The organism is Streptomyces sp. NPDC001920, from assembly GCF_053594495.1.
This window is the reverse complement of record NZ_JBSFEP010000025.1, coordinates 62,140-82,363: the sequence shown is the minus strand read 5'-3', so window position 1 is coordinate 82,363 and position 20,224 is coordinate 62,140. Positions and strand designations below refer to the sequence as shown.

Below are 20,224 nucleotides of genomic sequence, written 5' to 3'. Positions count from 1 at the left end.
GGGGCGGCAGTTGCGTCGCCGCGTGTTGCCTTCGCCTGTACCACCTCGCCGTCCGCAAGACCGGCTCCAGCCCCGGCCGGCCCGCCCGCTCATCGGCGGACTCGGGACGGAGGCCGACCGCCTGGCGGCCGCGAAGGCCGATTCCTGCCTCGTTGTCCGGCGCCCCGACCGGGTGACCGGTGCAATCCCGCCTCTGTCCGCCTGCGCCGTGGGGTTAGCGTTGGCGCATCTTTCATGGCGGGGCTGTCCCGGTCCCCTGGGTCCCCGGTGCCGCGGGCTGCCGTCGCCCCCAGCGGGTCGTTCGCGGGCTGGGCCAAGACTTTCACCGGTCCCTGCCTGTGTGCGGTCGTCGTCGAGGACCTTCACCGGTCCCTGTCGTTGTGCGGTTGTCGTCGATCGCTTCGTTTTCGGCGGCAGCAACGCGACCGGCTCCGTTCCTGTCGGCTCACCACCATTTGTGCAGCCGGCTTGTGTGTTTCGGTCAGCCTGTGCGGGCGGATGGGCTCGGCTCCGCGGCCTGAGCGATCGGGGGGTGGGACGGCCGCTGGTGCAGGGAGGTTCATGAGGTCATGTCCGGTGCGGCGAAGCCGTCCGGTGGGGCGGGGCGCGATGTGGGGTGGGGCCGCCCGGCGGGGCCGGATCCTTTCAAGGGGCCGGGCGGAGTTGCCGCCACGGCGTGTGGGGCTGGCGGGGTGACCGTGTCTTGCGGCTGGTTGTGTTGTCCTGGCGCAGAGCTGGGCGTTCGGGGAGGCGTGAGGACCGAATCTGATCGCCGTGTGTGCGGTGTTGACCGTTGTGCACGTGCGGAGCGGTCGGATACCGCAGCGATGTCATTTACGTACCGTAGTGGTAGGCATTCGTTTGAGTGAGCATGTAGCGTCCCCACCACGCACGAGTGAGCCCCGGCACGGCGGCATACCAGACCGGGGCCCAACTCAACTCTTCTCTTCGACCAAGGAGTTGGAATGCTCCCCGACCGAATCTCCGGCTTCGGCCAGCCACTGGATCGGCACTGGCCCAAGCGGTCCGACCGTAACATCCCGCACCAGGCCGCGGTTGAAACCCGCGATCTGCGTGACAAGGAAGTCATGATGCAGGTAGGGGCGTTCATCGCGGCCCCTGTCCTGGGAGTCGTGCTGGTCCTGCGGCCCGAGGCGTACGAACTCGCCGCAGCGGCGGTCTGCGTGCTGCTGGCGGCAACCCGTCGTTCGCACCTGCGCTACCGGCGGCTTCGCAGCGCCTGACGAGAACAGGTGTCCGCCGCCCGGCGGCAACGGCCGGCCGGGCGGCGGACACCGGGCCTGTGGCGCTCACGCAACCGCGGGTGCGGATAGGGGAGAAGCAGGCGGTGGACGGCATCTGCCGAATCTGCCCATTTCCGTACGTCGCGGTTCCCAGCGGTACTTCTTGGAAGGGATGCCCTTGTCATGACACCCAAAGACCCCGGTCCCGTCTACTGCCTCAACCCCGGCTGCGGTAACCCGATAGGCCGCAGCGCCGGTTCGGGGCGTCCGCGAAACTACTGCAGCGACGCCTGCGGACGCGCGTACCGCAGGGCCCGCGAGAAGTCGCCCACCCCCGACACGCTCGCCCATGACGCGTTCGCCGCCCAGGTCGCCGATGACCTGGCCCGAGTGGTCGCGCACATGCTGCAGCTGACCCGGGACCGCCAGCCCCTGTCCGCCCTGACGCTGCTGCGTCTCGTGGAGGGTGACCTGGAAGACCTCAAGGCCGCCCTGATCCAGCAGGCACGCGACCAGCGGCAGAAGAACGCCGACATCGCCCAGTGCCTGGGTCTGCCCTCGGAACAGATCACCCGCAAGCTCTCTGCAGACGCCGTGCGTCGCCGTATCGAGAGCCGCCCGCTGCGCACCCGTACCCGCGTCCGCCTGCCGCGCCAGGCCGCCTCAGCGCCCACCCTTGCGCCTCGTACGGTCTCGGCCGCCCGTATACCCGGGCACCGCCGCACGCCCGATGGTGCAGCGGACGTGACTCCGTCCCGGGCCAGAGACCCCGCCCGTCACCGGGCAGGCCCTGCCGCCGTGCTCACCCGCGCTCTGGCGCACCTGCAGCACGTCAGCGGCAAGACCCGGCGCGAACTGGCGGACGACACCGGAGTGTCCGCCTCCTACGTCTCACGGGTCCTCAGCGGCGAACGATGCCCGTCATGGAAGGTCGCGCGGCTGTTCACGCTCGCCTGCGAAGGGGATCCGGCGGAGGTCCGGCCCCTGTGGGAGGCGGCCCGCGCCCACCTCCCGGCCCAGCGTCAGAGTCTGCCGGCGGCCCTGCGCGGACTGCACCTGGCCGCTGCCCGGCCACCTGCCGACGAGCTCGGCGAGCACACCCGTCTGACAGCGCATGCCATCACCGGCATGTTCCACGGCACCGCCGTGCCGTCCTGGGAAGACGTGGAGGAACTCGCGCACGCCCTCGACGCCGAAGCCCAGCCGCTTCGGCCCCTCTGGAATGCCGCATGTGCCGCTGTGGCCGCCCCGCTGTCTTCCGCGGGCGGCCCCGTCACCGAGGTGATCGGATGATCATGCACACCACACGCCAGCCTGTCCGTACTCCCACCGCTCCGACGTGCCGTGTACGCCCGCGAACCAGCCATACCGTGCGGCGTGAACCGACCGGCCTCGACCCGGCGCTGCCGCCTGCCTTCGAGGCGTTCTGCGTCCTCAACCGCGACAGCTACCTGGACTACGCGCGCGCTCATCTGCCACCGAAGCAGGCGCACCGGCTGGTCTGCGGCGTGCTCGGCGAACTCGCCGTCGGCTGGTGCGACATCGTCAGCAACCTCAACCCGCCGGGCAAGGCCTGGACCGTGCTGCGCGCGCGTGTCCGGGCCGCGGTCCCGGTGCCCGGCGTGCTCGACAGCTGCCCCGCGCAGCAGTACGACGCGCTGGTCCTGCACTGCCGGCTCGGCTACAGCAGTACGGCCGCCGCCTGCGTGATGGGCCTGGACGCGAGCAAGGTGCGTTATCTGGTTCTGTCGGCGACCCCGGCGCGCCGCCATGCCGTACGACACCTCGCACCAAGGCCCGAAACCCTCCGCGCTGCCTGAATCGGTGCGCCTGCCGGTCGCGGCCGACGGGGCTTCGGGACGGGCGGCGGCCCGGGGGGCGATGAGCACATCACCGGCCGGCCCGGGGGGTTGATGGGCACGTCACCGGCGGCCCCGGGGGCATGATGAGCGCACCACCGGCCGGCCTGGCGCCCTCAAAGCGCGAACGACGCGCAGCGGCGGCAAACCCGTTCTGGGTGCGGCCGGCCGGAGGGCTGTGGACCCCTCGTCGCGGGCCCGGGCGGGCGCGGCGGGCAATGCGAGTGCGGGGCGGTGCCGACGATGCACCGCCCCGCCGGGTGCGGCGGGTGAGGAGCGGTGCCGGCGATGCACCGGTCCTGCCGGCTGTGGTGGCCCTGTTTCGTGGCCACGAGCCCACGCCTTGTGGGACTGGGGGGAGAGGGCTCGAAGGGTGGGTCGGCTCTCATCGGCGTATACCCATCGACGTACGAGAGCCCTGGGCCGGGCCTGCCCTGACCTGTGGCGGCCGCGGTTACGTGCGACAGCGGCACGTGAGCACCGCGGCTACGAGAGAGGAAGGGGCCGTCGCCTCACGTCGGCTGCCAGATCTGGGCGAGCGTTGAGGCGGTGAGAAGTGGCTCGGGGCGACCCTGACCCACCAGCTGACCGTCGCGGAACAGGAGGCAGGCGTCCGCCGAGCGGGCGGCTTCCAGGTCGTGTGTGGCCCGGACGACGGTCCTGCCGTCGGCGAGCAGCTCCGTCAGCAGCGCGGCGATCCGGTCACGTGCCTCGGGGTCCAGGCCTGTGGTCGGTTCGTCCAGGAGGAGCAGGTCCGACTCCTGGGCGAGTCCCTGGGCGATCAGGGCGCGTTGTCGCTGTCCGCCGGAGAGCTCTCCGAGTTGGCGGGTGGCGAGGTCGGTGATGCCGAACGCTCCATGGTTTGGTCCACGTTGACTCGATCCTGCCGCGTCAGCCGGCGCCACGGCCCGCGGTCGCCCCAGCGGTCGGCGTCGGCGCGGTGCGTTGTCTCGTCCACGCCGTCCACGTGCTCGACGACCTCCCCCCCCGGCCGCGCTCGCGCGGCGCCGAAAGGAACACACCCGTGAACAAGCCGATACGCAACCGAGCCTTCACGAGCACGGCCCTCGCCTGGCGGCTTTTGCGGTCCTGACCGCCTGTGGAGGAAAGGACAGCACCTCGTCCGACGCAAGGGCCAAGGCGGCGCCCGGTACCGAGGCGGTAGCGGTCAAGGACCGGCGCACCGGCGCCCTCGCCCTGGACCCTGGTGTCCACGGCGAGGTCGTGGTCAAGGGCGAGGCCATCGGCATCGGCTGCGAGGACGGCCTGTTGATCTACAAGGACGGCAAGTTCACCAAGGTCCAAGCCCCCGACGACTACGGCCGCATCGGCAACCAGCGCGGCAGCGACGCAGCAACCATCCTGCTGGGCGACTACGAGACCGACCTCTCACTGAGGTTGAGCTTGTGATGTCTCGCCGTTGCTCAGGCGGGTCTGATGGTCAATCCGGTCTCGGCGAGGCAGCCCCGTCTATGAGGCCGCTGGCCGCTGCGGTACCGGATACGCCGTAGACCGCCTCGGTTGCGCTGGATGAGGTGTTCGGAGGGCGCTGAAGTCGACGTTGGAGAGTCAGCCGCGTCGCACCGGCTCGCCGCCTACCGGTCGGCCTCAGCAACCGGCTTGCCGCTGAGTTTGTTCCGGAGTTCGTCAGCGGAGGGGTGGCCGATCTCATCAGCGATCTCCAGGGCCTGGTGCCAGGCCAACTGAGACGCGTCGGGGTCGCCGGCAGCGAGGTGGGTGTCACCGAGATGGCACAGGATCTCCGTCTCGCCGTACCGGTCACCGCACCCTCGGTCCAGTTCGAGGGCCCGTTGGAAGCAGCGGATGGCATCGCTGTGCTCGGCCAGGTGGTGGTGAGCGTAGCCGAGACTGTCCCACGCACCTGCCTCGCCGTGCGGGTCACCGATCTCTTGATTGAGGGCCATCGCCTGGGAGCAATAGTCGAGTGCCGTCCGGTAGTCGCCGAGCATGATGTGCAGCCAACCAGCGTTGTTCAGTGCTCTCGCCTGGCCGACCCGGTGACCGCTGTCTCTGTAGAAAATCAGCGCCTGCTCATTGTGGTCGAGCGCGTCGCGCCGGCGTCCCTGCCGGTCACACACCCAGCCCAGGCCACGGTGGGTGTGGGCCTGGCTGACACGATCGCCCAATTGCCGATACAGGTCGAGGGCACGGAGGAAATGAGTGTGTCCGCTGTCGAGCCGACCCATCTGGGTGTAGACACTGCCGAGGCTGCGGTGCGCGCCCGCCTGCCAGTACCGGTCGCCGAGCCGCTGCGCCGCTTCGAGCGCTGCGTGTTGGGTGGCTGCCCACTCTTGCCAGTGACCGCGGTAGTCGAAGAACGTCTCCAGGGCCCAAGCAAGCTGCCAGACATGCGCGTCGAAACGAGCCCTGACCGCTTTGTCGACAATGCTGAGAAGCAAGCCGTGCTCAGCGGTGAACCAGTCCAGGGCGGCACTGTGATCTGCAATCCTCTGCGGCGTGACACCGCGCTGAGCATCCGGCAGGAGGATGGGATCCCGTTGCGGGTCCAGATGCCCGGCGGCGGCGTGGGCGGTATGCAGGTAAAAATCCGCCAGCCGCAGCAGCGCCTCCTCACTTCCCTCGGTCAGCTCTTCTCGCGCCCGTTCGGCTGCGTAGAGACGGATGAGGTCATGCATGCGGTAGCGGCCGGGGGCGTCTTCGTGAACCAGATGGGCGGCCTGAAGTCTGCTCAGAAGCTCGCGAATCCGTGGGACCTCAAGGGCGGTGAGGCTGGCGGCGGCGGGCAGACTGATGTCGGATCCCGGCGCGATTCCGAGCAGCCTGAACACCTGCGCGGCATCCCGGTCGAGCGCTTGATACGAGGAGGCGAACACCGCCCGGACGTCGGCGGTGATGTCGCCGGTGTCCAGGGCGTCGAGTCGGGTCTGTGCCTCATGGAGTTCTTCGGCGAGTTCGGCCAGAGGCATACGAGAGGTCGTCGTGGCGCGGGCAGCCAGGATGCTGATGGCCAACGGCAAGCCCCCGCAATGGTGCAGCAGGGCGGTCGCCGCTTCTGGTTCGGCGGCGACGCGATCCCCGCCGAGGTGGCGTACGAGGAGGTGGCGCGCCTCGGTGTCGCTGAGGACGTCCACAGTGAACGGGCGCGCGCCGTGGGCAGTAGCCAGCCCGGTGAGCTGATTGCGGCTGGTGACCAGGACGGCGCACGTCGGACTTCCAGGCAGCAGCGGGGCGACCTGGGCTGTGTCGCGAGCGTTGTCCAAAACTACGATCATCTGCTTGCCGGCGATCAGGCTGCGGTAGAGCGCGGCCTGGGCGTCCAGATCCGCCGGAATGCGTGCGGGATCGGCGCCGAGAGCGTCGAGGAAGCCGCGCATCGCCGTCTGCGGTGACACGGGTTGCTCTGAAGGGTCGAAGCCTCTCAGGTTCACGTACAGCTGCCCATCGGGGAAGGCCTCGCGGTGTTTGTGGGCCCAGCGCAACGCCAGCCAGGTCTTCCCGACGCCCCCCACACCACCGATCGCCGAAATGACCAGCACCGGATCCTCATCGGACGACTGCTCCGACCAGGCATCGAGCAGGGCGAGTTCTCTGGCACGACCTACGAAAGACGATGGAGGAGCGGGTAGTTGCCGGGGGACGGGCGGACCGGTGCCTGTGGTGACCATCGTGACGGGAGCAGGAGGGGCAAGATCGAGCTCCGGGTCAGCAGTGAGAATCTGCTGGTGGAGCTTTCGCAGAGATGCGCCCGGATCGATCCCCATCTCGTCCGCCAGCCGTCGCCGGGTGCGCTCGTAACACTCCAGCGACTCCGCCTGCCGCCCGCACCTGTACAGGGCCAGCATCAGCTGTGCAGCCGCGCGCTCGTCCAGCTGATGGGCTTGCACCCTTGCGGCACACTCGGCCACAACCTGGGCGTGCTGTCCCAGTTGGAGCCGCGCCTCCACCAGGTCCAACTGGGAAGCCAGTCGCTCGGCGTCCAGCAGAGCCCGCTGGGCGCTGAACCACGGGGCGTCCGTCCCGCCGAACGCGTCCCCACGCCACAGCTCGAGTGCGTCCTGCCACAGTGCTACGGCCGCCTCGCCGCCACTCATCGCACGGGCACGGCTGACCATGTCGCGGAACCGGACCACATCCACCGCTTCCGGTTCTACCTTCAGCCTGTACCCGTCCCGCTCCCTTATCGGCCCTGCTCCGGTATCGGCAAGCGCCTGTCGTAACCGCGACACATACCCATACAGCACATCCCGGCCCCGCCGCGGCCCCCACGCACCCCAAACCCGGTCGACCAGCACGCCTGCGGGCAACACCCGACCGACTTCCATGACCAGGGCCCCCAGAACCAACCGCTGCCGCGCGTGCCCCACATCGATCGGCGTCTCACCCCGCCATACCTCTATGGGGCCCAGCACCCGGAATTGCACCGCCAACTTCTTCCCCCCGCCCACTGTGGCCCTGTCGAGCCACCGGCCCGTCCGGCACTGACATGGCGTTTTGATGTCTGATCAAGCTTTGGCAACCCAAAGCCCGCAGACGGTTGGCTGACGCGTCTGCTGCTCGCGACCACCAGTCGACGCGAGCGAGGCGTTGCGGATCCTGGCCCGCGGCTCGTCGGCGCCCACGCTCCCGTCATGGTCAAGTCATTCCGGTTTACCCGCTGCTGACCAGCGGGTGCAGCCTGATTCCAGACATCCCGAAGGTTCTCCCAAGACAGCCGAGGCATGGTGAGAACACCACACCTGCACCGAAAAAGGGAGCGAACATGCGAAAAGTGCTCAATGTCATGACTGTTCTCGCCGTGTCGGCCGCTACAGCGACCCTTTCCACGGCTGGGGCTGGCGCGACCATCAACGCCCACACCGGCCGGGCAGCGCAGGGCACCTGTTACGCGGCCGGCAAGTTCTGCGGAACCAATGACGCAGGCGGCTACGTCGAGCTCCGCTGTGGCGAGGTGAAGAGCATGCCCTGGAGCGGGGGCGGCTACTGGAACAATCGCCTGCCCAACAACGGTCGCGTCCGGATGGCCAACAGTGACGGCTGGATCATCTACACCACCCCGGCCAACTACGGTCCCGTCAGGGGCAACTGGACGCCGGTTTACAGCATCCGCGCTGACTGCTGATTTGCGGCAGACATCCCGCTTCCTGCGGGGAGAAGCAGGTCCAAGGCCTGCTCGGCGCTCGACCAAGGGGCCCGTCCGCATGCTGCGGACGGGCCCACGCTGTGTCGGCTTCTCGCCCCATGTGTGGTTTGTCTACGCCCAGGCCATCCACCCCCAAGAGCACCACGGCAGCCCCGGCCGTGCCCGATCCCGCCCCGGCTCCGGCTGCCGATTTCGTCGCCGACGCCTGGGTCTCTCAAGCCGTCGGCCGCCGAGGTCGCCGGCGGCCCTGCCCCCGGAGGCCCCGGCCCCCGTCGACGACGACCAAGCGGTGGGACTGCGTGAGGCCCACGAACGCCACGTGCCGGGGACATCACCATCGCCGCGCTGCGCTACGCCCGCGCAGTCTGCAGCGGCACCGGCGGCGGCAGCACGACCATCCTGCGCACCCTCACCGCCCAGTTCCTCCACCTAGGGCGCCCACGCCCCGGTCCTCGACCACACCCGCATCTCCCACCCGGGGGCAAGGACCTGCCGACCGGCACCCACCGCGCAACGCCGCCGGCATCCACGACCCCCTGGTCGGCCTCAACTCCGAGCTGAAGCGCCGCACCGGCCCCGACGGCGTGCCGCGGCTGATAGTCGTGATCGACCGGGCCGACGACCCCCTGCGGCACCTCACTCGCTACGGGGAGACCTTCCGGCAAAAGGACGACCCGAAGCGCTCCCCGGCCATCGCCGCCCTCGAGGCCGTCCTGTACGAGGGTGCGCGGCCGGCATCCACGTCATCTACGACGGACCCGCCACCGTCGGCGGCCGCCTCATCCCCGGCAGCAGTTCTCGACCGTCACCGTCGCCCGGGTCAGCGCCGGCATGTGGCAGCGGCTCGCCCTGATGGTCGAACTCGCCCAAGAGCAGCCCGCTCCGGGCCACGTCCACGTCATTCAGGATGGCGACGCCCACCCGGCTCAAGTGCCGCGGGTGACGAACGCCGAAGCCGCCGACTGCCTCCCCGCCACAGCGGCCGGAGAGATCTGCCCCAGGGACGGACATGCCACAGGTCCCGGGAACCAGACACCCGGGGCCCGGCCCGGGCGCGCGGGGCAGCACGGACACACCTCTGTCAGTGGTCCCTGGGGAGAGCAGAGCGGGCGAAACCGCCCTCTCGGGACGGCGGTTGACGAAGGAGACAACGCGCATCGTGAGGCTGGCATGGGACAAGGAGGGAGCCGTCGGCGCCCGCATCGGTGGTGGCGGCTCCGGCGCCGTGTTCGAGGCGGAGGACAGCGCTGGCGAGAACGCGGCGGTGATACCTCCAGGAGCACGGTCAGCTGCCCCTCGCGAGGCGATCCCCCTCCTGTCCGACATCGCCGAAGCACTCGTCGACCTCAAGGACCGCGAGATCGTCCACCCGTGACCTCAAGCCGGAGAACATCCTCCTGCTCGGTGGTCGCCGGTGCCTCGCCGGCTTCGGAATCGCCCGCTACGCCGAAGCCACAACCGCGAAGCGCACCTTCAAGTTCCACGGCACCTTCGCGTCCATGCTCCCGGAACGCTGGAACAATCAGCGGGCCACCAGCGCCAGCGACATCTACGCACTGGGCGTTCCGGCATTCGAGCTCCTGGAGAGCGTCCCGCCTTTCACGGGACCGGACGAGCACGACTACCACGATCAACATCTGCACGGAGTTCTACCGCCCTTCACGACCGCTCCACCCCCTCCTGGCGGCGCTGATCACCGAGTGCCTCTTCCGGGCCCCGCAGGGCCGCCCGGCGGTCGGCAACGTGCTCGCAAGGCTGGGACAGATCCCCGCGGCCCCGCTCTCCGGCGGGCCGGCCGCGCTCGCACAGGCCAACCAGGGCGCGGTTGCGCGCCAAGCCGAAGCTGACCACCGGGCTTGAGCACATGCCACCGAGGCCGACCGGCGCAAGGCCCGACCGTCCGCGACTATCTGGAGGCCGCCGACGACAAGACCACCGCGGCTCGCCGGGGCGGTCTCTCCCGCGAGACCATGTACCCAGCGCCTGCGTGCCACGAGCGGCTCCTCGGCTGTGACCTCGCATACCGTGTCCAGCGCACCGAACCCCACGTGGCCCCCACGACGCTAGACGTGCTGCGAGCCCTTTGACGTCCCCTGTGCGGCACGGCCCCACCGCCGCCCGGGCGCCAGGGCGGCTCGGTGGCCGGTCTCCCCTTCCCAACGGGAGCCAGTGAAGGCTGAGGAGGGCTGAGGAGGCTGACGAGGTCTGATGACGCCTGATGCGGTCTACCATCCTGCATGCTTCCGCGCGGACGCCGCCGCACAGTGAAGAGAGGCAAGAGGTCGGACGGCGTTCCCCGTCCCGACGCTCTCCCGTAGATCAGGTCCCACTCTTGTCGCAAGGAACCGCATGCCCGGCACGCACGCCCCGACGCCTTCGCCCGGAACCAGCCGCAGCACCTCCGCCACCATCGCGCCGAACATCCTGCGCTACCTCGCGATGGTCGCCGACGACTACGGGCTCGACCTCCAGCCCCTGCTCACGGACGTCGGACTGGACCAGGGCGTGATGCGCTCGGCCACGCTGCGGGTCTCCTACCGGCAGGGCAGCGCCGTCATCCGGCGTGCGGTGGAACTCACCGGCGACGCGCATCTGGGCCTTCGCGTGGGTGCGGCTCAGCACCTCACCGCGTGGGGGCTGCCGGGTTTCGCCCTGCTGGCCGCCGACACCCTGCGGGACGCCGTCGAGACCGGCGTGCGGTTCCAGAACCTGTCCGGTGCGATGGTGCTCTGGTCGGCCGGGCCGGAGGAGCCCGGGTATGTGCTGCGGGCCACGCTGCCCGACCCCGCCCTCGATCCGGCCGTCGCGGTCTTCCTCGCGGAGGAGGCGTTGGCCAGCGTCGTCACCCTCACCCGCCTGAGTTCCGGAGAGGAGTTCGTCCCGCGCAGTGTCGAATTCACCTTCCCGGCCCCACGGGACCCGGGCGTGTTCACGGATCTGTTTCGCTGCCCGGTGCGCTTCGCCGCCGCGGACAACCGCCTGGTGTTTCCCACGGCCTGGGCCCGCAGGCCGATGCCGGGTCGTGATCCCGTCACCTACGCGGCCGTCATGGAACTGCTGGAGCACCAGCTGACGTCGCGCCGTGAGCAGCAGGACCTGCTGGAGGTCCTGGAGATCTCGATCGCGCAGAGCCTGCCGGAGGTGCCGTCCTTCGTCGAGCAGGCCCGTCGGCACTCCTCCAGCGAACGCACCCTGCGCCGCCGCCTGGCCGAGTGCGGCACGACGTACGAGGCGGTCGTCGACGGGGTACGGCGTGAGCGGGTCGAACAGCTGCTGCTGCGCTCGGACTCGACGCTGCGCGACATCGCCCGACAGGCGGGTTTCTCCGACGTGCGCGCCCTGCGCCGGGCGGTGCACCGATGGCACGGCATGGCCCCGGCCCGGCTGCGCGGGGGGAGCGGGGATCCGGAAGGGGACGCCGGCACCTGAGCCGGGCGCCCTTGTCCGGTCAGCGGGTGCGGATCCATACCGTCTTCTGGCGGGTCCATTGGGCGAAGGCGTCGGTGGACTTCTCCCCCCCTCCGAAGCCGGACTGCTTCCAGCCGCCGAAGGGGGTCGTGATGTCGCCTTCGCTGTAGGCGTTGACGGAGACCACGCCGGCCTCGACGCCGCGCGCCAGCCGAAGCGCCGCGTCCAGGTCCCGGGTCCACACCGAGGCGGCGAGCCCGTACTCGGTGGCGTTGGCCAGGTGTATCGCCTCCTCCTGCGAGGCGAAGGTCTGGACGGCGACGACGGGGCCGAACAGCTCCTTGGTGAGCACCTCGCTGCCCGGCGGGGCCCCGCTGACCACGGTGGGCGGGTAGTAGGCGCCGCGGGCCGGCAGGCCGTGCGGCAGGCCGCCGGTGTGGATCCGGGCCCCGGCGGAGCGGGCCGCGTTCACCGCCGCGGACACCCGGTCGAAGGCGGCCCGGCTGATGAGCGGCCCCACCTGCGTACCCGCGTCGGCCGGCTCGCCGACGACCAGGCCCTTCGCGGCGGCCGTGAACCGGTCCAGCACCTCGTCGGCGATGCTGTGATGGACCAGGACGCGGGAGCCCGCCGTGCAGTTCTGCCCCATCGTCAAGAAGGCGGCCTCGATCATGTTGTCGATCAGCTCGTCGCCGAAACCGAGCGCGTCCGGCAGCAGGATCTGGGGACTCTTGCCCCCCATCTCCAGGGAGACCCGCTTGAAGTTGGTCTCCGCCGCGTCGGCGAGGACGCGGCGTCCGGTGGCCGTGGAGCCGGTGAAGGACAGCGCGCCCACCAGCGGGTCGCGGGCCAGTGCCGTACCGGTGACGCGGCCGTACCCGGGCAGCACGGTCAGCACGCCGTCCGGCAGGCCGGCCCGCGCGGCCAGCTCGGCCAGGTGCAGGGCGGAGCGTGGTGTGGCCTCGGCGGGCTTGAGCAGCAGACTGTTGCCCGCCGCGAGGGCCGGCCCCACCTTCCAGGCCGCCATGGCCAGCGGATAGTTCCAGGGCAAGATCGCGGCCGCCACGCCGACCGGTTCCCTGATCACCAGCCCGAGGCTGTCCTGACCGGTGGGCGCGATACGCCCGAAGACCTTGTCGGCGGCTTCCGCGAACCACCGGATCGACTCGACGGCCCCGGGCACGTCGCCCGACCGGCACTCCGTGATCGGTTTGCCCGCGTCCTCGCTCTCCAGCCGTGCCAGCAGCTCGGCGTCGCGTTCCATCAGGTCGGCCAGGCGCAGCAGGACCGCGGCGCGCTCCCGCGGCGACCGCCCCGACCACACGCCGCTTCGGAACGTCCGGTGCGCCCGCTCGGACGCCTCGGCCACGTCGGCCGCGCTCGCGGCCGGTACCGTGGCGATCAGCTCGCCCGTCGCCGGGTTGACGACGCGCAGCTTCTCCCCGCTCATGCTTCCTCCACCAGTTCCCAGCGTCCGCCGACCTGACGCGCCAGTCCCCTGCGGCGCAGGTCCTCCAGGTACCGGGCCATACCGCGCTCGCCGCGCTTGCGGAACAGCGGGAAGAGTCTCGGCAGCAGGTTCGGCGCCAGCATCGCGGCCCGCACCAGACGGGACTCGCCGGAGCGGACGTAGGACTCCAGGCGGGGCTTGTCCAGCAGACTCATTACCGCCCTGACGACGTCGGTCGGCTGCTGCGGCGCATCCTGGAACTGCATCGAGTTCCCGCCGTCCACCGCCTCCTGGCGCAGCATCCGGGTGTCCGTCGCCGACGGCAGCACCGAGCCGGCCTTGATTCCCTTGTCCCGCAGGTCCAGCCCGATGGCGAGCATCGCGCCGCGCAGCCCGAACTTGGACGCGGTGTAGATGGGGGTCTCGCCGAGGGGGAAGATTCCGCCGAGGGACACGGTGGTGACCACCCGGGGATCGCTGGACGCCTTCAGCAGCGGGACCACGACCCGCGTGGTGACCAGCGGCGACACCAGGTTGAGGCGGATCTCCTGCTCGATGCTCTCGACGCTGCGCACGTCGAAGCGTTCGGAGCTGGTCATGCCGACGTTGTTGACCAGGACGTCGATGCGGCCGTGGCCGGCGGTGACGGCGTCGGCCATCTCCTCCACGGCGGCGCGGTCCAGCAGGTCGCAGCCCAGCCCGAGGTGCCCGCTGCCGGGGAGACCGGCGGCTGTCAGCCTGGCCCGCGCCCCGTCGATGTCGACCACGACGAGGCGGGCACCGCCCGTGGCGAACCGGTGGCACAGGGCACTGCCGATGCCTCCGGCACCGCCCGTCACCACGATGACCTTGTCTCGGAAGTCGTACGTCACGACGCCACCGCCTCACGGCGCACGGGCGTGACCCGAGGCGGCCGGCCCTCGGTGCGCCAGCCCATCGACGCGGCGACCTTGCCGAGGTACTTCACGAAGGTGTCGCTGTGGACGTACCCGGTGTGACGGGGTGAGTCCACGAACTTGAGGCCGCCGGAGAGGTCCGGGCGGTCGTCGCGGACCATGCGGGCGAACCGCTCGGCGGTCGGCAACCCGGCTCCGGCGTCCCGGATGAACGAGGCGATCAACTGCGCCTGGGCGTCGAAGAGCCGGTAGGCGCCGGAGTTCGTCTCGACGAAGCCGACACCGAACAGGCCCTCGTGCTCCCGGGAGAACGCCGACAGGTACAGGTCCGGGTGCTGTTCGTCGCCGAAGTACTGCTGCGCGAAGGGGACTTTGTGGAGGTACCCGGTGGCCAGCAGGATCAGGTCGAAGTCCTCGCTGGTGCCGTCGGTGAAGTGCACCGTACTGCCCTCGGTACGGGCGATCGCGGGCTTGGCCGCGATGTCCCCGTGCTGCAGATGGTGGAGCAGCATCGAGTTGATGGCCGGGTGGGTCTCGAACAGTTCGTGGTCGGGCTTTTGCAGTCCGAGTCGGCGTGGATCGCCGTTGACGATCCGCAGGAGAGCGCCGAACAGCTTCTGCTGCAGCCACATCGGCAGGTGCGGTCCGCCCGCGGCGATGGTGTCCACCGGACGGCCGAACAGGTGCTTGGGAATGAACCAGTAGCCGCGCCGCATGCTGATCGCGGCGCGGTCGGCCGAGCGGGCCGCGTCGCAGGCGATGTCCAGCCCGGAGTTCCCCGCGCCGACGACCAGCACGCGCTTGCCGCGCAGTTCGTCGCTGCTGCGGTAGGTCACGGTGTGGCGGACCTCGCCGGTGAAGTCACCGGGCAGTTCGGGGATGTTGGGGTGCCACTGCGCGCCCGTGCACACGACGACCCGCCGGTGCCCGCTCGCCCGCCCGTCGGCGCGGGTGACCGACCAGGTGCCGTCCGGGTTCTTCGCCACGCTGCGGACCTCGGTACCGAACTCGATCCGCTCCGTCAGCCCGTACGCCTGGGCGAACGACGTCAGATAGGACAGGATCTGCCGGTGCGGCGGATAGTCCGCGAAGTGGTCCGGCATCGGATAGCCGCCGAAGCCGGAGAGGGTCCTGCTGGAAATGAAGTGGGCCGACTCGTACATCGGACTGCCCGGGTTGTCGATGTCCCACAGCCCGCCCGGCCCGGTGTGGCGCTCGATGTGGGTGTACGGCAGGTCCCGCTCCGCCAGCGCCCTCGCGACCGCCAGCCCCGCGGGCCCCGCCCCGATCACGCACGTGTCGTCCTGGTTCTCGCGCACCGGTCCGCCTCCCTTTCCCCGGTGTCAGGTGATGCGAGGAACCTACGAAGCCGACGGCCCCGCGCGAACTGACCTCTGCGGCCACAGAGGGGACCTCAGCGGCCAACGGGGTGCCGCCCACCCGCTCGGCGGGGAGCGGGGGACGAGGCGGGTTTGCTGCTGACGCGTGGGGGTGGCCGTGGTGGGGTGGGAGATCGCCACGGCCAGTGCGGCGGGGGCCATCGGTTGCGCCTGGTACGGGCAGTGCCCGCCACCGCCGCGGCCCGGGAGTCCGCACTTTCGTCGATGCTCCTCGCGGATGCGCGGCCAGCAGGAATACCTCGGGGTCCACCACCGGAGCCGGGGCGATGGCCAGGACGGCCAGGATGGCCGGGTGTGAACGGCAGCGGTGGGATGTCGAGAGTCCCCGTGGCTGCGAGCCCTCCTGGCACGCTGCGAGCCGTCCCGTCCTTCAGGACAGTGGCCACTGCTCCCGGACTGGCGCTGAGACCGGCAGCGGCCACGACCGTGCCTTGGGGGCGCACGGCGCGGCGATGAGTTTGTGGCTCCCGGACGGTCCAAGCTCGTGACGTCTCAGGAAAGGACACCGCCATGTCGGAGCTTCTCGTCGATTTCATCACGTCCCTCGACGGTTACGCGTCGGCAGAGGGATGGCCCGGCTTCTGGGGCCTGGAGGGCCCGGAGTACCTCGCATGGCTCGGCGAGCAGCCAGAGGCCACGTACCTGATGGGAGCGAACACCTACCGCCTGATGTCGGGCTTCGCCGCGGGCGAGGTCCCGAAGGGCCAAGACGAGTTCAGGCCCGAAGAAGAGGCGTCCGTCGACGAGCTCACGCAAGCGTCCAAGGTGGTGTTCTCCTCCTCCCTCGAGGAGCCACTGACGTGGGCCAACTGCACGCTCGTCCGCGACGACGCCGTCGAGGCGGTCCGCGCCATGAAGTCGAGCGGCTCGGGGCTGCTCAGCACGATCGGCAGCCTCAGCCTGTGCCGGTCCCTGCTGCGTGCCGGACTCGTGGACCGCTTCCGGGTCGTGATGTTCCCGGTGATCACCGGGGCCACGGGCGAGGAACGCATTTACGACGGCTATCCGGATGTTGCCCTCGACATGATCGACCACCGCACCTTCGACGGCCGCATCCAGCTGGTCGAGTACAAGCCCCGAGTGCTCGAGCACCCGCCGCTGGGCGTCCCTGCGTGATGTCGCCCCGCCGGCGCCGGTCTGGGCGGCCGGCAGGCCGGTACCGGCGGGCGTGGAGCAAGCCCTTGGGCGTCTCGCCGAACCTCCCGGCTCTCATCGCCCGCACGGGTGGCCGCCCGCTCACACCTCGGCGGCTCATCGGGAGGGGCGGTGATTGGTGGGGTGCGGGGTGTCCGGGCGGGTCGATGAGGGCGGCCGCGGCACAGGGGGTGCCGTGGGTGGCGGCTGCCTCGGCGGTGTGTGGCGTAGCCGTTGCGTTTGCTTATCGATCTCGGTTGTGGCGTGTTGTTCCTCAGAGGCCGCTTTCTCCCGTTGTTTCATCCCGGGACGCGGATTTTGTGTGGTGACTTACAAGATCGCGTTCATGATTTCGCGCAGGTCGAGCTCGGCGGGCCGGCCGAAGCCCAGCGCCCGGCCGTGGCGCTCGTAGCGCCAGGCGGCCAGGACCGGCTCGATCAACTCACAGCGTGCATCGGACAGATCACTCGGATACGGGCGACCGTCAGCCATGACCTGGGGATGCCGCCGTTCAGGGGCGTGCGCCCAGGCGTGCGTGCGGCCGTATCGAAGCACGGACGGACCCGGGCGTCCTGGAAATGAGGCAGACGCAAGCCGTCCTCCGCCCCAGGCGTCACACCCTTCGTCTCGGGATCCACCACCAGCCCGACAGCCTCACCAGCATCAGACCACGGGACGGTAGCAACCTGGCTATACCGCAATGACTCAGGTGAAACACGACTTCTTGGAACGTGTCCTATGTGGTGAGGCGTCGTTGCCCCGGGTGTGGGGCGGGGTACGTGGAGTTGGATTGTTCCGGACGGGCTGTGGGAGATCGCGAAGCCGCTGATCCCACCATCGAGGGTGCGGCCGCAGGGCGGTGGGACGCATGACACGCCTGATGAGACTCTGTACGCGGCCATCATCCACGTGCTCGTCAGCGGATGCGCCTGGCGGGCGCTGCCACCCTGCTTCGGCATCTCGAAGTCGAGGGCCCACCGCCGTTTCCTGATCTGGTCCAGAGCCGGCGTCTGGGGCCGCTTGCATGAAGCTCTCCAGCACCGGTTGGACGACGCCGCCTCATCGACGTCACCCGCATCGTCCTCGACACCGCCCACGCCAGGGCGAAAAAAAGGGCGAACACACAGGTCCGAGCCCCGTGGACCGGGGCAAGCCGGGCTCAAAGATGAACGTCCTGTCGGACGCGAACGGACTGCCCCTCCTCGTTGGTGTCGGCCGGCAACACCCACGACAGCGAAGGACTGAAGCCCATGATCGAGGGTCACCAAACGAGACATAACCCTCACCATGGCCGCTACTACAAGCCCCAGCGTCTCCACGCGGATAAGGCTTACGACCGCCCGGACCTGCGAAAAAGGTTACGCGGCAAGCGCATTGGAGTCCGCATCGCCCGCAAAGGCATCGAGTCCAGCGAACGGTTGGGCCGTCGCAGGTGATCGAGAGGACGATGGGTCGTGGCTGTCCGGTTACCGCAGACTCAGCCCATGCTACGAGCGCAATCCCCGTAACTACCTGGCCTTTCTGGGACTCGCTGTCGCTCTGTGCCGCTACAAGCGCCTTCTCCGCCTCACCACGTAGGACACGGTCTTATTCAACTGTCGTCAGATCCTGAGCAACTCTCCTCTGGTGACAACCCTCCGTGACCGTCCAAGCGTCCCCACGGCTCAGCGCAGGAAGCCGCGCTCGTCGACTCTGTGTGTCGGTGGTGTGCTGAGGAAGACCTCGGGCGAGGCGGAGCCGTAGGAGACATTGAACGTATCGAGCCGGTATGACCACGGCCCGCCCCTGGTGCCGACGAACCGGTAGTTGATCTGCCATTGCAGCCACTGCCCGGGGGTGAGTCGGACCGCTGGAGGGCGGCGGTTGCGTCGGGGCATGCTGAAGATCGTTGTCTCTGGTGGATGGACTCGTAGCAGTCCGTCGGCCTCGCGAAGTACCAGGCCGGGATCCGACAGTTTCTGTTCGGACATCTTCGGACTGAATGCGTCGGACTCCTGCATGACGACCTCATGCAGGCCGGATTTCAGGCCAAGTGGGAGTGGGAACACTGTCGGGACTGCGTTTCGCGCGGCGGCCCCGGACCCGCCCCGGGACGCTTTCGTCCATGACGTGCGTACTCGTTGAACGACGACATCCATGGAGTCGATCATCGGGTATGTCGCTGCACCATGGCCACTGTGATTTTCGTAGCCAAGTTCAGCGAGACAACTGCCGTCAGGCTTGCCGGTGTTGTCCAGCCAGTTGGTGACCTTAGAGGTCGAACGCCGCCCAGATGCCCAACGGCTGGACCGAGACCTTCGACGCCGCCGGCGTGACCCCCGTCCTCCTCCGGGACGCCGTCCGGGAACACCGGACCGTCCCGCCCCTACCGCAGCCCCTGACCCTGTTCTGGGCCCCACCTCTGAGGCGGTATGCACCCGTACGGCGTCATGATCTACGGTCTTCTGGTGCACCAGCACCGATCAGTTCAGCAACGGGGAAGTACGCATATGCGCAAGACAGCAACCCTCACCATCAGTCTGCTCGCGGCGACGGTCCTGGTGACCGGGTGCGGCAATGAGAAGAAGGACGCCAGCCCGGCCCAGGCGAGCGAGGCCTCACCGAGCACCTCGGCGAGCGGCGGGGCGAAGGGCTCGTCCTCGGGGAAGAAGGGTGTCCCGCATCAGGTGGTCTTTGAGGTGGGTGGCACGGGCGCGGCCCAGGTCATGTGGAACGGGAACAGCAACCACTTCGAACAGGTGACGCTGCCCTGGACCAAGACGGAGTCCATCCAACTGGAGGGCGCTGAGCTGAAGGTCGGCGTCACGGTGTCAGTGGTGCCCGGCTCGGTCAAGGGCCCGGACGGGATGCTCAAGCCGGCCCCGTGCACGATCAAAGTCGACGGCAAGCAGGTCGCTGACAATCAGGACGGCAAGTCGGCCAAGCCCTGCGAATACAAGCTCAAGGACTGACAGCCGGCACGCGCTTCGCCTCGTTCCGGCGAGGCGTCCACGTATGCTCCGCCGCACCGCGGGCGTGTACCCGCCCGCGGTGGGGCGGGGGGGGGCGGGGCCCGCGCCCCCCGGGGCCCCCGCCCCCCCCCCCCGTGCATCGAGCCGGCGAACCGCGTGACGTTCAAAAGGGCCCCATGGCGCCGCACTGATCTGCGGCAAAGGCCATGCCCGTGCTCGAGTGCGGCAGAGAGGTGGAGAGACCTGCCGCAGCAACCAACGAGGGCACTCAGGCGTCGGACATCACATGGAACGCGAATGGCTCTTCTCGCTCATACCGTTGCTGGTTGGGGTGGGCTTCCTTTGTGTTGGCGTGTATGGAATCCGCCGCGCCAGCGCGCTTCGCCGCAGCGGAATCACTACGGTGGGGCGAGTCGTGCGTCACGACACCAGGCGGGACGACGACGGAGCCAAGTACCACCACCCGGTCGTCGCCTGGACAACCCAGGACGGGCGCGAGTGCACATACCCCTCCATGTTCGGCCGCGGCTCAGTTCTCCCCGGCTTCGGCATCGGCAACTCCGTCACCATCCTGTACGACGCGGAGAATCCCCGCCGATTCGAGATCCGAGGCTGGGATTCCAAGTCGTTCTACCTGGTATTCGCCGGGGTGGGGACGGTGCTCACAGCGGGCACGTTGTCGGTCCTCGTTGTCTTGCTGATCACCCTTTGATCACCTTGGGTGCCTCGCGAACCCAAGGGTTCGGTGTCCCGTGACAGC

Annotated in this window: 15 protein-coding genes and 5 pseudogenes; 12 read left to right on the top strand and 8 right to left on the bottom strand. The window is 69.4% G+C overall.

All coding sequences use genetic code 11. The features are described 5' to 3' along the window. Window positions 1-965: 965 nt before the first annotated feature. From ACWCPI_RS33605 to ACWCPI_RS33595, 3 genes are all read left to right on the top strand, one after another. Window positions 966-1,244 (top strand): hypothetical protein, encoded by a 279-nt coding sequence (locus ACWCPI_RS33605; protein ID WP_388811572.1) that lies wholly within the window; start codon window positions 966-968, stop codon window positions 1,242-1,244. A 183-nt stretch (window positions 1,245-1,427) separates the two neighbouring features. Continuing rightward, window positions 1,428-2,537 (top strand): helix-turn-helix domain-containing protein, encoded by a 1,110-nt coding sequence (locus ACWCPI_RS33600; protein WP_451041727.1) that lies wholly within the window; start codon window positions 1,428-1,430, stop codon window positions 2,535-2,537. A gap of 77 nt (window positions 2,538-2,614) precedes the next feature. Further along, window positions 2,615-3,064, top strand: a complete 450-nt coding sequence (locus ACWCPI_RS33595; RefSeq protein WP_451041726.1) for a hypothetical protein — start codon at window positions 2,615-2,617, stop codon at window positions 3,062-3,064. Between the two features lie 551 nt (window positions 3,065-3,615). On the opposite strand, the pseudogene ACWCPI_RS33590 reads toward ACWCPI_RS33595, so the two are convergent. Further along, window positions 3,616-4,028 (bottom strand): annotated as a pseudogene (locus ACWCPI_RS33590) (ATP-binding cassette domain-containing protein); the annotation flags it as partial. A 197-nt stretch (window positions 4,029-4,225) separates the two neighbouring features. Here ACWCPI_RS33590 and ACWCPI_RS33585 point away from each other — a divergent pair. Further along, window positions 4,226-4,489: pseudogene (locus ACWCPI_RS33585) on the top strand (hypothetical protein); the annotation flags it as partial. Between the two features lie 38 nt (window positions 4,490-4,527). On the opposite strand, the pseudogene ACWCPI_RS33580 reads toward ACWCPI_RS33585, so the two are convergent. Together ACWCPI_RS33580 and ACWCPI_RS33575 are read right to left on the bottom strand one after the other, a co-directional pair. Then, window positions 4,528-4,672, bottom strand: a pseudogene (locus ACWCPI_RS33580) (IS630 family transposase); the annotation flags it as partial. Between the two features lie 26 nt (window positions 4,673-4,698). Then, window positions 4,699-7,506, bottom strand: coding sequence for a BTAD domain-containing putative transcriptional regulator (locus ACWCPI_RS33575; RefSeq protein ID WP_451041725.1), 2,808 nt, complete (start codon window positions 7,504-7,506; stop codon window positions 4,699-4,701). 338 nt (window positions 7,507-7,844) lie between these two features. Between ACWCPI_RS33575 and ACWCPI_RS33570 the strand changes: the two genes are divergently transcribed. From ACWCPI_RS33570 to ACWCPI_RS33555, 4 genes are all read left to right on the top strand, one after another. Next, a complete protein-coding gene (locus ACWCPI_RS33570; protein ID WP_451041724.1) occupies window positions 7,845-8,204 on the top strand; it encodes a hypothetical protein in 360 nt (119 codons plus the stop codon). Between the two features lie 1,180 nt (window positions 8,205-9,384). After that, window positions 9,385-9,600 (top strand): hypothetical protein, encoded by a 216-nt coding sequence (locus ACWCPI_RS33565; RefSeq protein ID WP_451041723.1) that lies wholly within the window; start codon window positions 9,385-9,387, stop codon window positions 9,598-9,600. Continuing rightward, window positions 9,515-10,072: a protein kinase domain-containing protein gene (locus tag ACWCPI_RS33560; RefSeq protein ID WP_451041770.1), complete on the top strand. Its 558-nt coding sequence runs from the start codon at window positions 9,515-9,517 to the stop codon at window positions 10,070-10,072. Before ACWCPI_RS33565 ends, ACWCPI_RS33560 begins: the two co-directional genes overlap by 86 nt. A 502-nt stretch (window positions 10,073-10,574) precedes the next feature. Further along, on the top strand, window positions 10,575-11,654 hold the full coding sequence (locus tag ACWCPI_RS33555; RefSeq protein WP_451041722.1) for an AraC family transcriptional regulator: 1,080 nt from the start codon (window positions 10,575-10,577) through the stop codon (window positions 11,652-11,654). A gap of 19 nt (window positions 11,655-11,673) precedes the next feature. Here ACWCPI_RS33555 and ACWCPI_RS33550 read toward each other — a convergent pair whose 3' ends face one another. Genes ACWCPI_RS33550 through ACWCPI_RS33540 form a run of 3 tightly spaced genes read right to left on the bottom strand, consistent with a single transcriptional unit; the run spans window position 11,674 to window position 15,298 of the window. Continuing rightward, entirely contained in the window at window positions 11,674-13,083 is a 1,410-nt protein-coding gene (locus tag ACWCPI_RS33550) for an aldehyde dehydrogenase family protein (protein WP_451041721.1), read from the bottom strand. Continuing rightward, complete coding sequence (locus tag ACWCPI_RS33545; protein WP_451041720.1) at window positions 13,080-13,955, bottom strand: SDR family NAD(P)-dependent oxidoreductase; 876 nt, start codon at window positions 13,953-13,955, stop codon at window positions 13,080-13,082. Before ACWCPI_RS33545 ends, ACWCPI_RS33550 begins: the two co-directional genes overlap by 4 nt. After that, window positions 13,952-15,298, bottom strand: a complete 1,347-nt coding sequence (locus tag ACWCPI_RS33540; protein ID WP_451041719.1) for a flavin-containing monooxygenase — start codon at window positions 15,296-15,298, stop codon at window positions 13,952-13,954. The genes ACWCPI_RS33545 and ACWCPI_RS33540 overlap by 4 nt, the downstream gene beginning before the upstream one ends. 591 nt (window positions 15,299-15,889) lie before the next feature. Between ACWCPI_RS33540 and ACWCPI_RS33535 the strand changes: the two genes are divergently transcribed. Next, complete coding sequence (locus tag ACWCPI_RS33535; RefSeq protein WP_451041718.1) at window positions 15,890-16,495, top strand: dihydrofolate reductase family protein; 606 nt, start codon at window positions 15,890-15,892, stop codon at window positions 16,493-16,495. Window positions 16,496-16,846: 351 nt separating this feature from the next. On the opposite strand, the pseudogene ACWCPI_RS33530 reads toward ACWCPI_RS33535, so the two are convergent. After that, window positions 16,847-17,005: pseudogene (locus tag ACWCPI_RS33530) on the bottom strand (IS5 family transposase); the annotation flags it as partial. Window positions 17,006-17,278: 273 nt separating this feature from the next. Between ACWCPI_RS33530 and ACWCPI_RS33525 the strand changes: the two are divergent. Further along, window positions 17,279-18,091: pseudogene (locus ACWCPI_RS33525) on the top strand (IS5 family transposase). Window positions 18,092-18,177: 86 nt separating this feature from the next. On the opposite strand, the gene ACWCPI_RS33520 reads toward ACWCPI_RS33525, so the two are convergent. Continuing rightward, entirely contained in the window at window positions 18,178-18,390 is a 213-nt protein-coding gene (locus ACWCPI_RS33520; RefSeq protein ID WP_451041717.1) for a hypothetical protein, read from the bottom strand. A 612-nt stretch (window positions 18,391-19,002) separates the two neighbouring features. Between ACWCPI_RS33520 and ACWCPI_RS33515 the strand changes: the two genes are divergently transcribed. Then, window positions 19,003-19,464, top strand: coding sequence for a hypothetical protein (locus ACWCPI_RS33515; protein WP_451041716.1), 462 nt, complete (start codon window positions 19,003-19,005; stop codon window positions 19,462-19,464). A gap of 286 nt (window positions 19,465-19,750) precedes the next feature. Further along, window positions 19,751-20,176: a DUF3592 domain-containing protein gene (locus ACWCPI_RS33510; RefSeq protein ID WP_451041715.1), complete on the top strand. Its 426-nt coding sequence runs from the start codon at window positions 19,751-19,753 to the stop codon at window positions 20,174-20,176. The last annotated feature ends 48 nt before the right edge of the window (window positions 20,177-20,224 follow it).

Coding starts and splice junctions, on each gene's coding strand:
- ACWCPI_RS33605 (WP_388811572.1), top strand. CDS start 966: ATGCTCCCCGACCGAATCTCCGGCTTCGGCCAGCCACTGGATCGGCAC.
- ACWCPI_RS33600 (WP_451041727.1), top strand. CDS start 1,428: ATGACACCCAAAGACCCCGGTCCCGTCTACTGCCTCAACCCCGGCTGC.
- ACWCPI_RS33570 (WP_451041724.1), top strand. CDS start 7,845: ATGCGAAAAGTGCTCAATGTCATGACTGTTCTCGCCGTGTCGGCCGCT.
- ACWCPI_RS33555 (WP_451041722.1), top strand. CDS start 10,575: ATGCCCGGCACGCACGCCCCGACGCCTTCGCCCGGAACCAGCCGCAGC.
- ACWCPI_RS33550 (WP_451041721.1), bottom strand. CDS start 13,083: ATGAGCGGGGAGAAGCTGCGCGTCGTCAACCCGGCGACGGGCGAGCTG.
- ACWCPI_RS33535 (WP_451041718.1), top strand. CDS start 15,890: ATGTCGGAGCTTCTCGTCGATTTCATCACGTCCCTCGACGGTTACGCG.
- ACWCPI_RS33520 (WP_451041717.1), bottom strand. CDS start 18,390: ATGCCCCGACGCAACCGCCGCCCTCCAGCGGTCCGACTCACCCCCGGG.
- ACWCPI_RS33515 (WP_451041716.1), top strand. CDS start 19,003: ATGCGCAAGACAGCAACCCTCACCATCAGTCTGCTCGCGGCGACGGTC.
- ACWCPI_RS33510 (WP_451041715.1), top strand. CDS start 19,751: ATGGAACGCGAATGGCTCTTCTCGCTCATACCGTTGCTGGTTGGGGTG.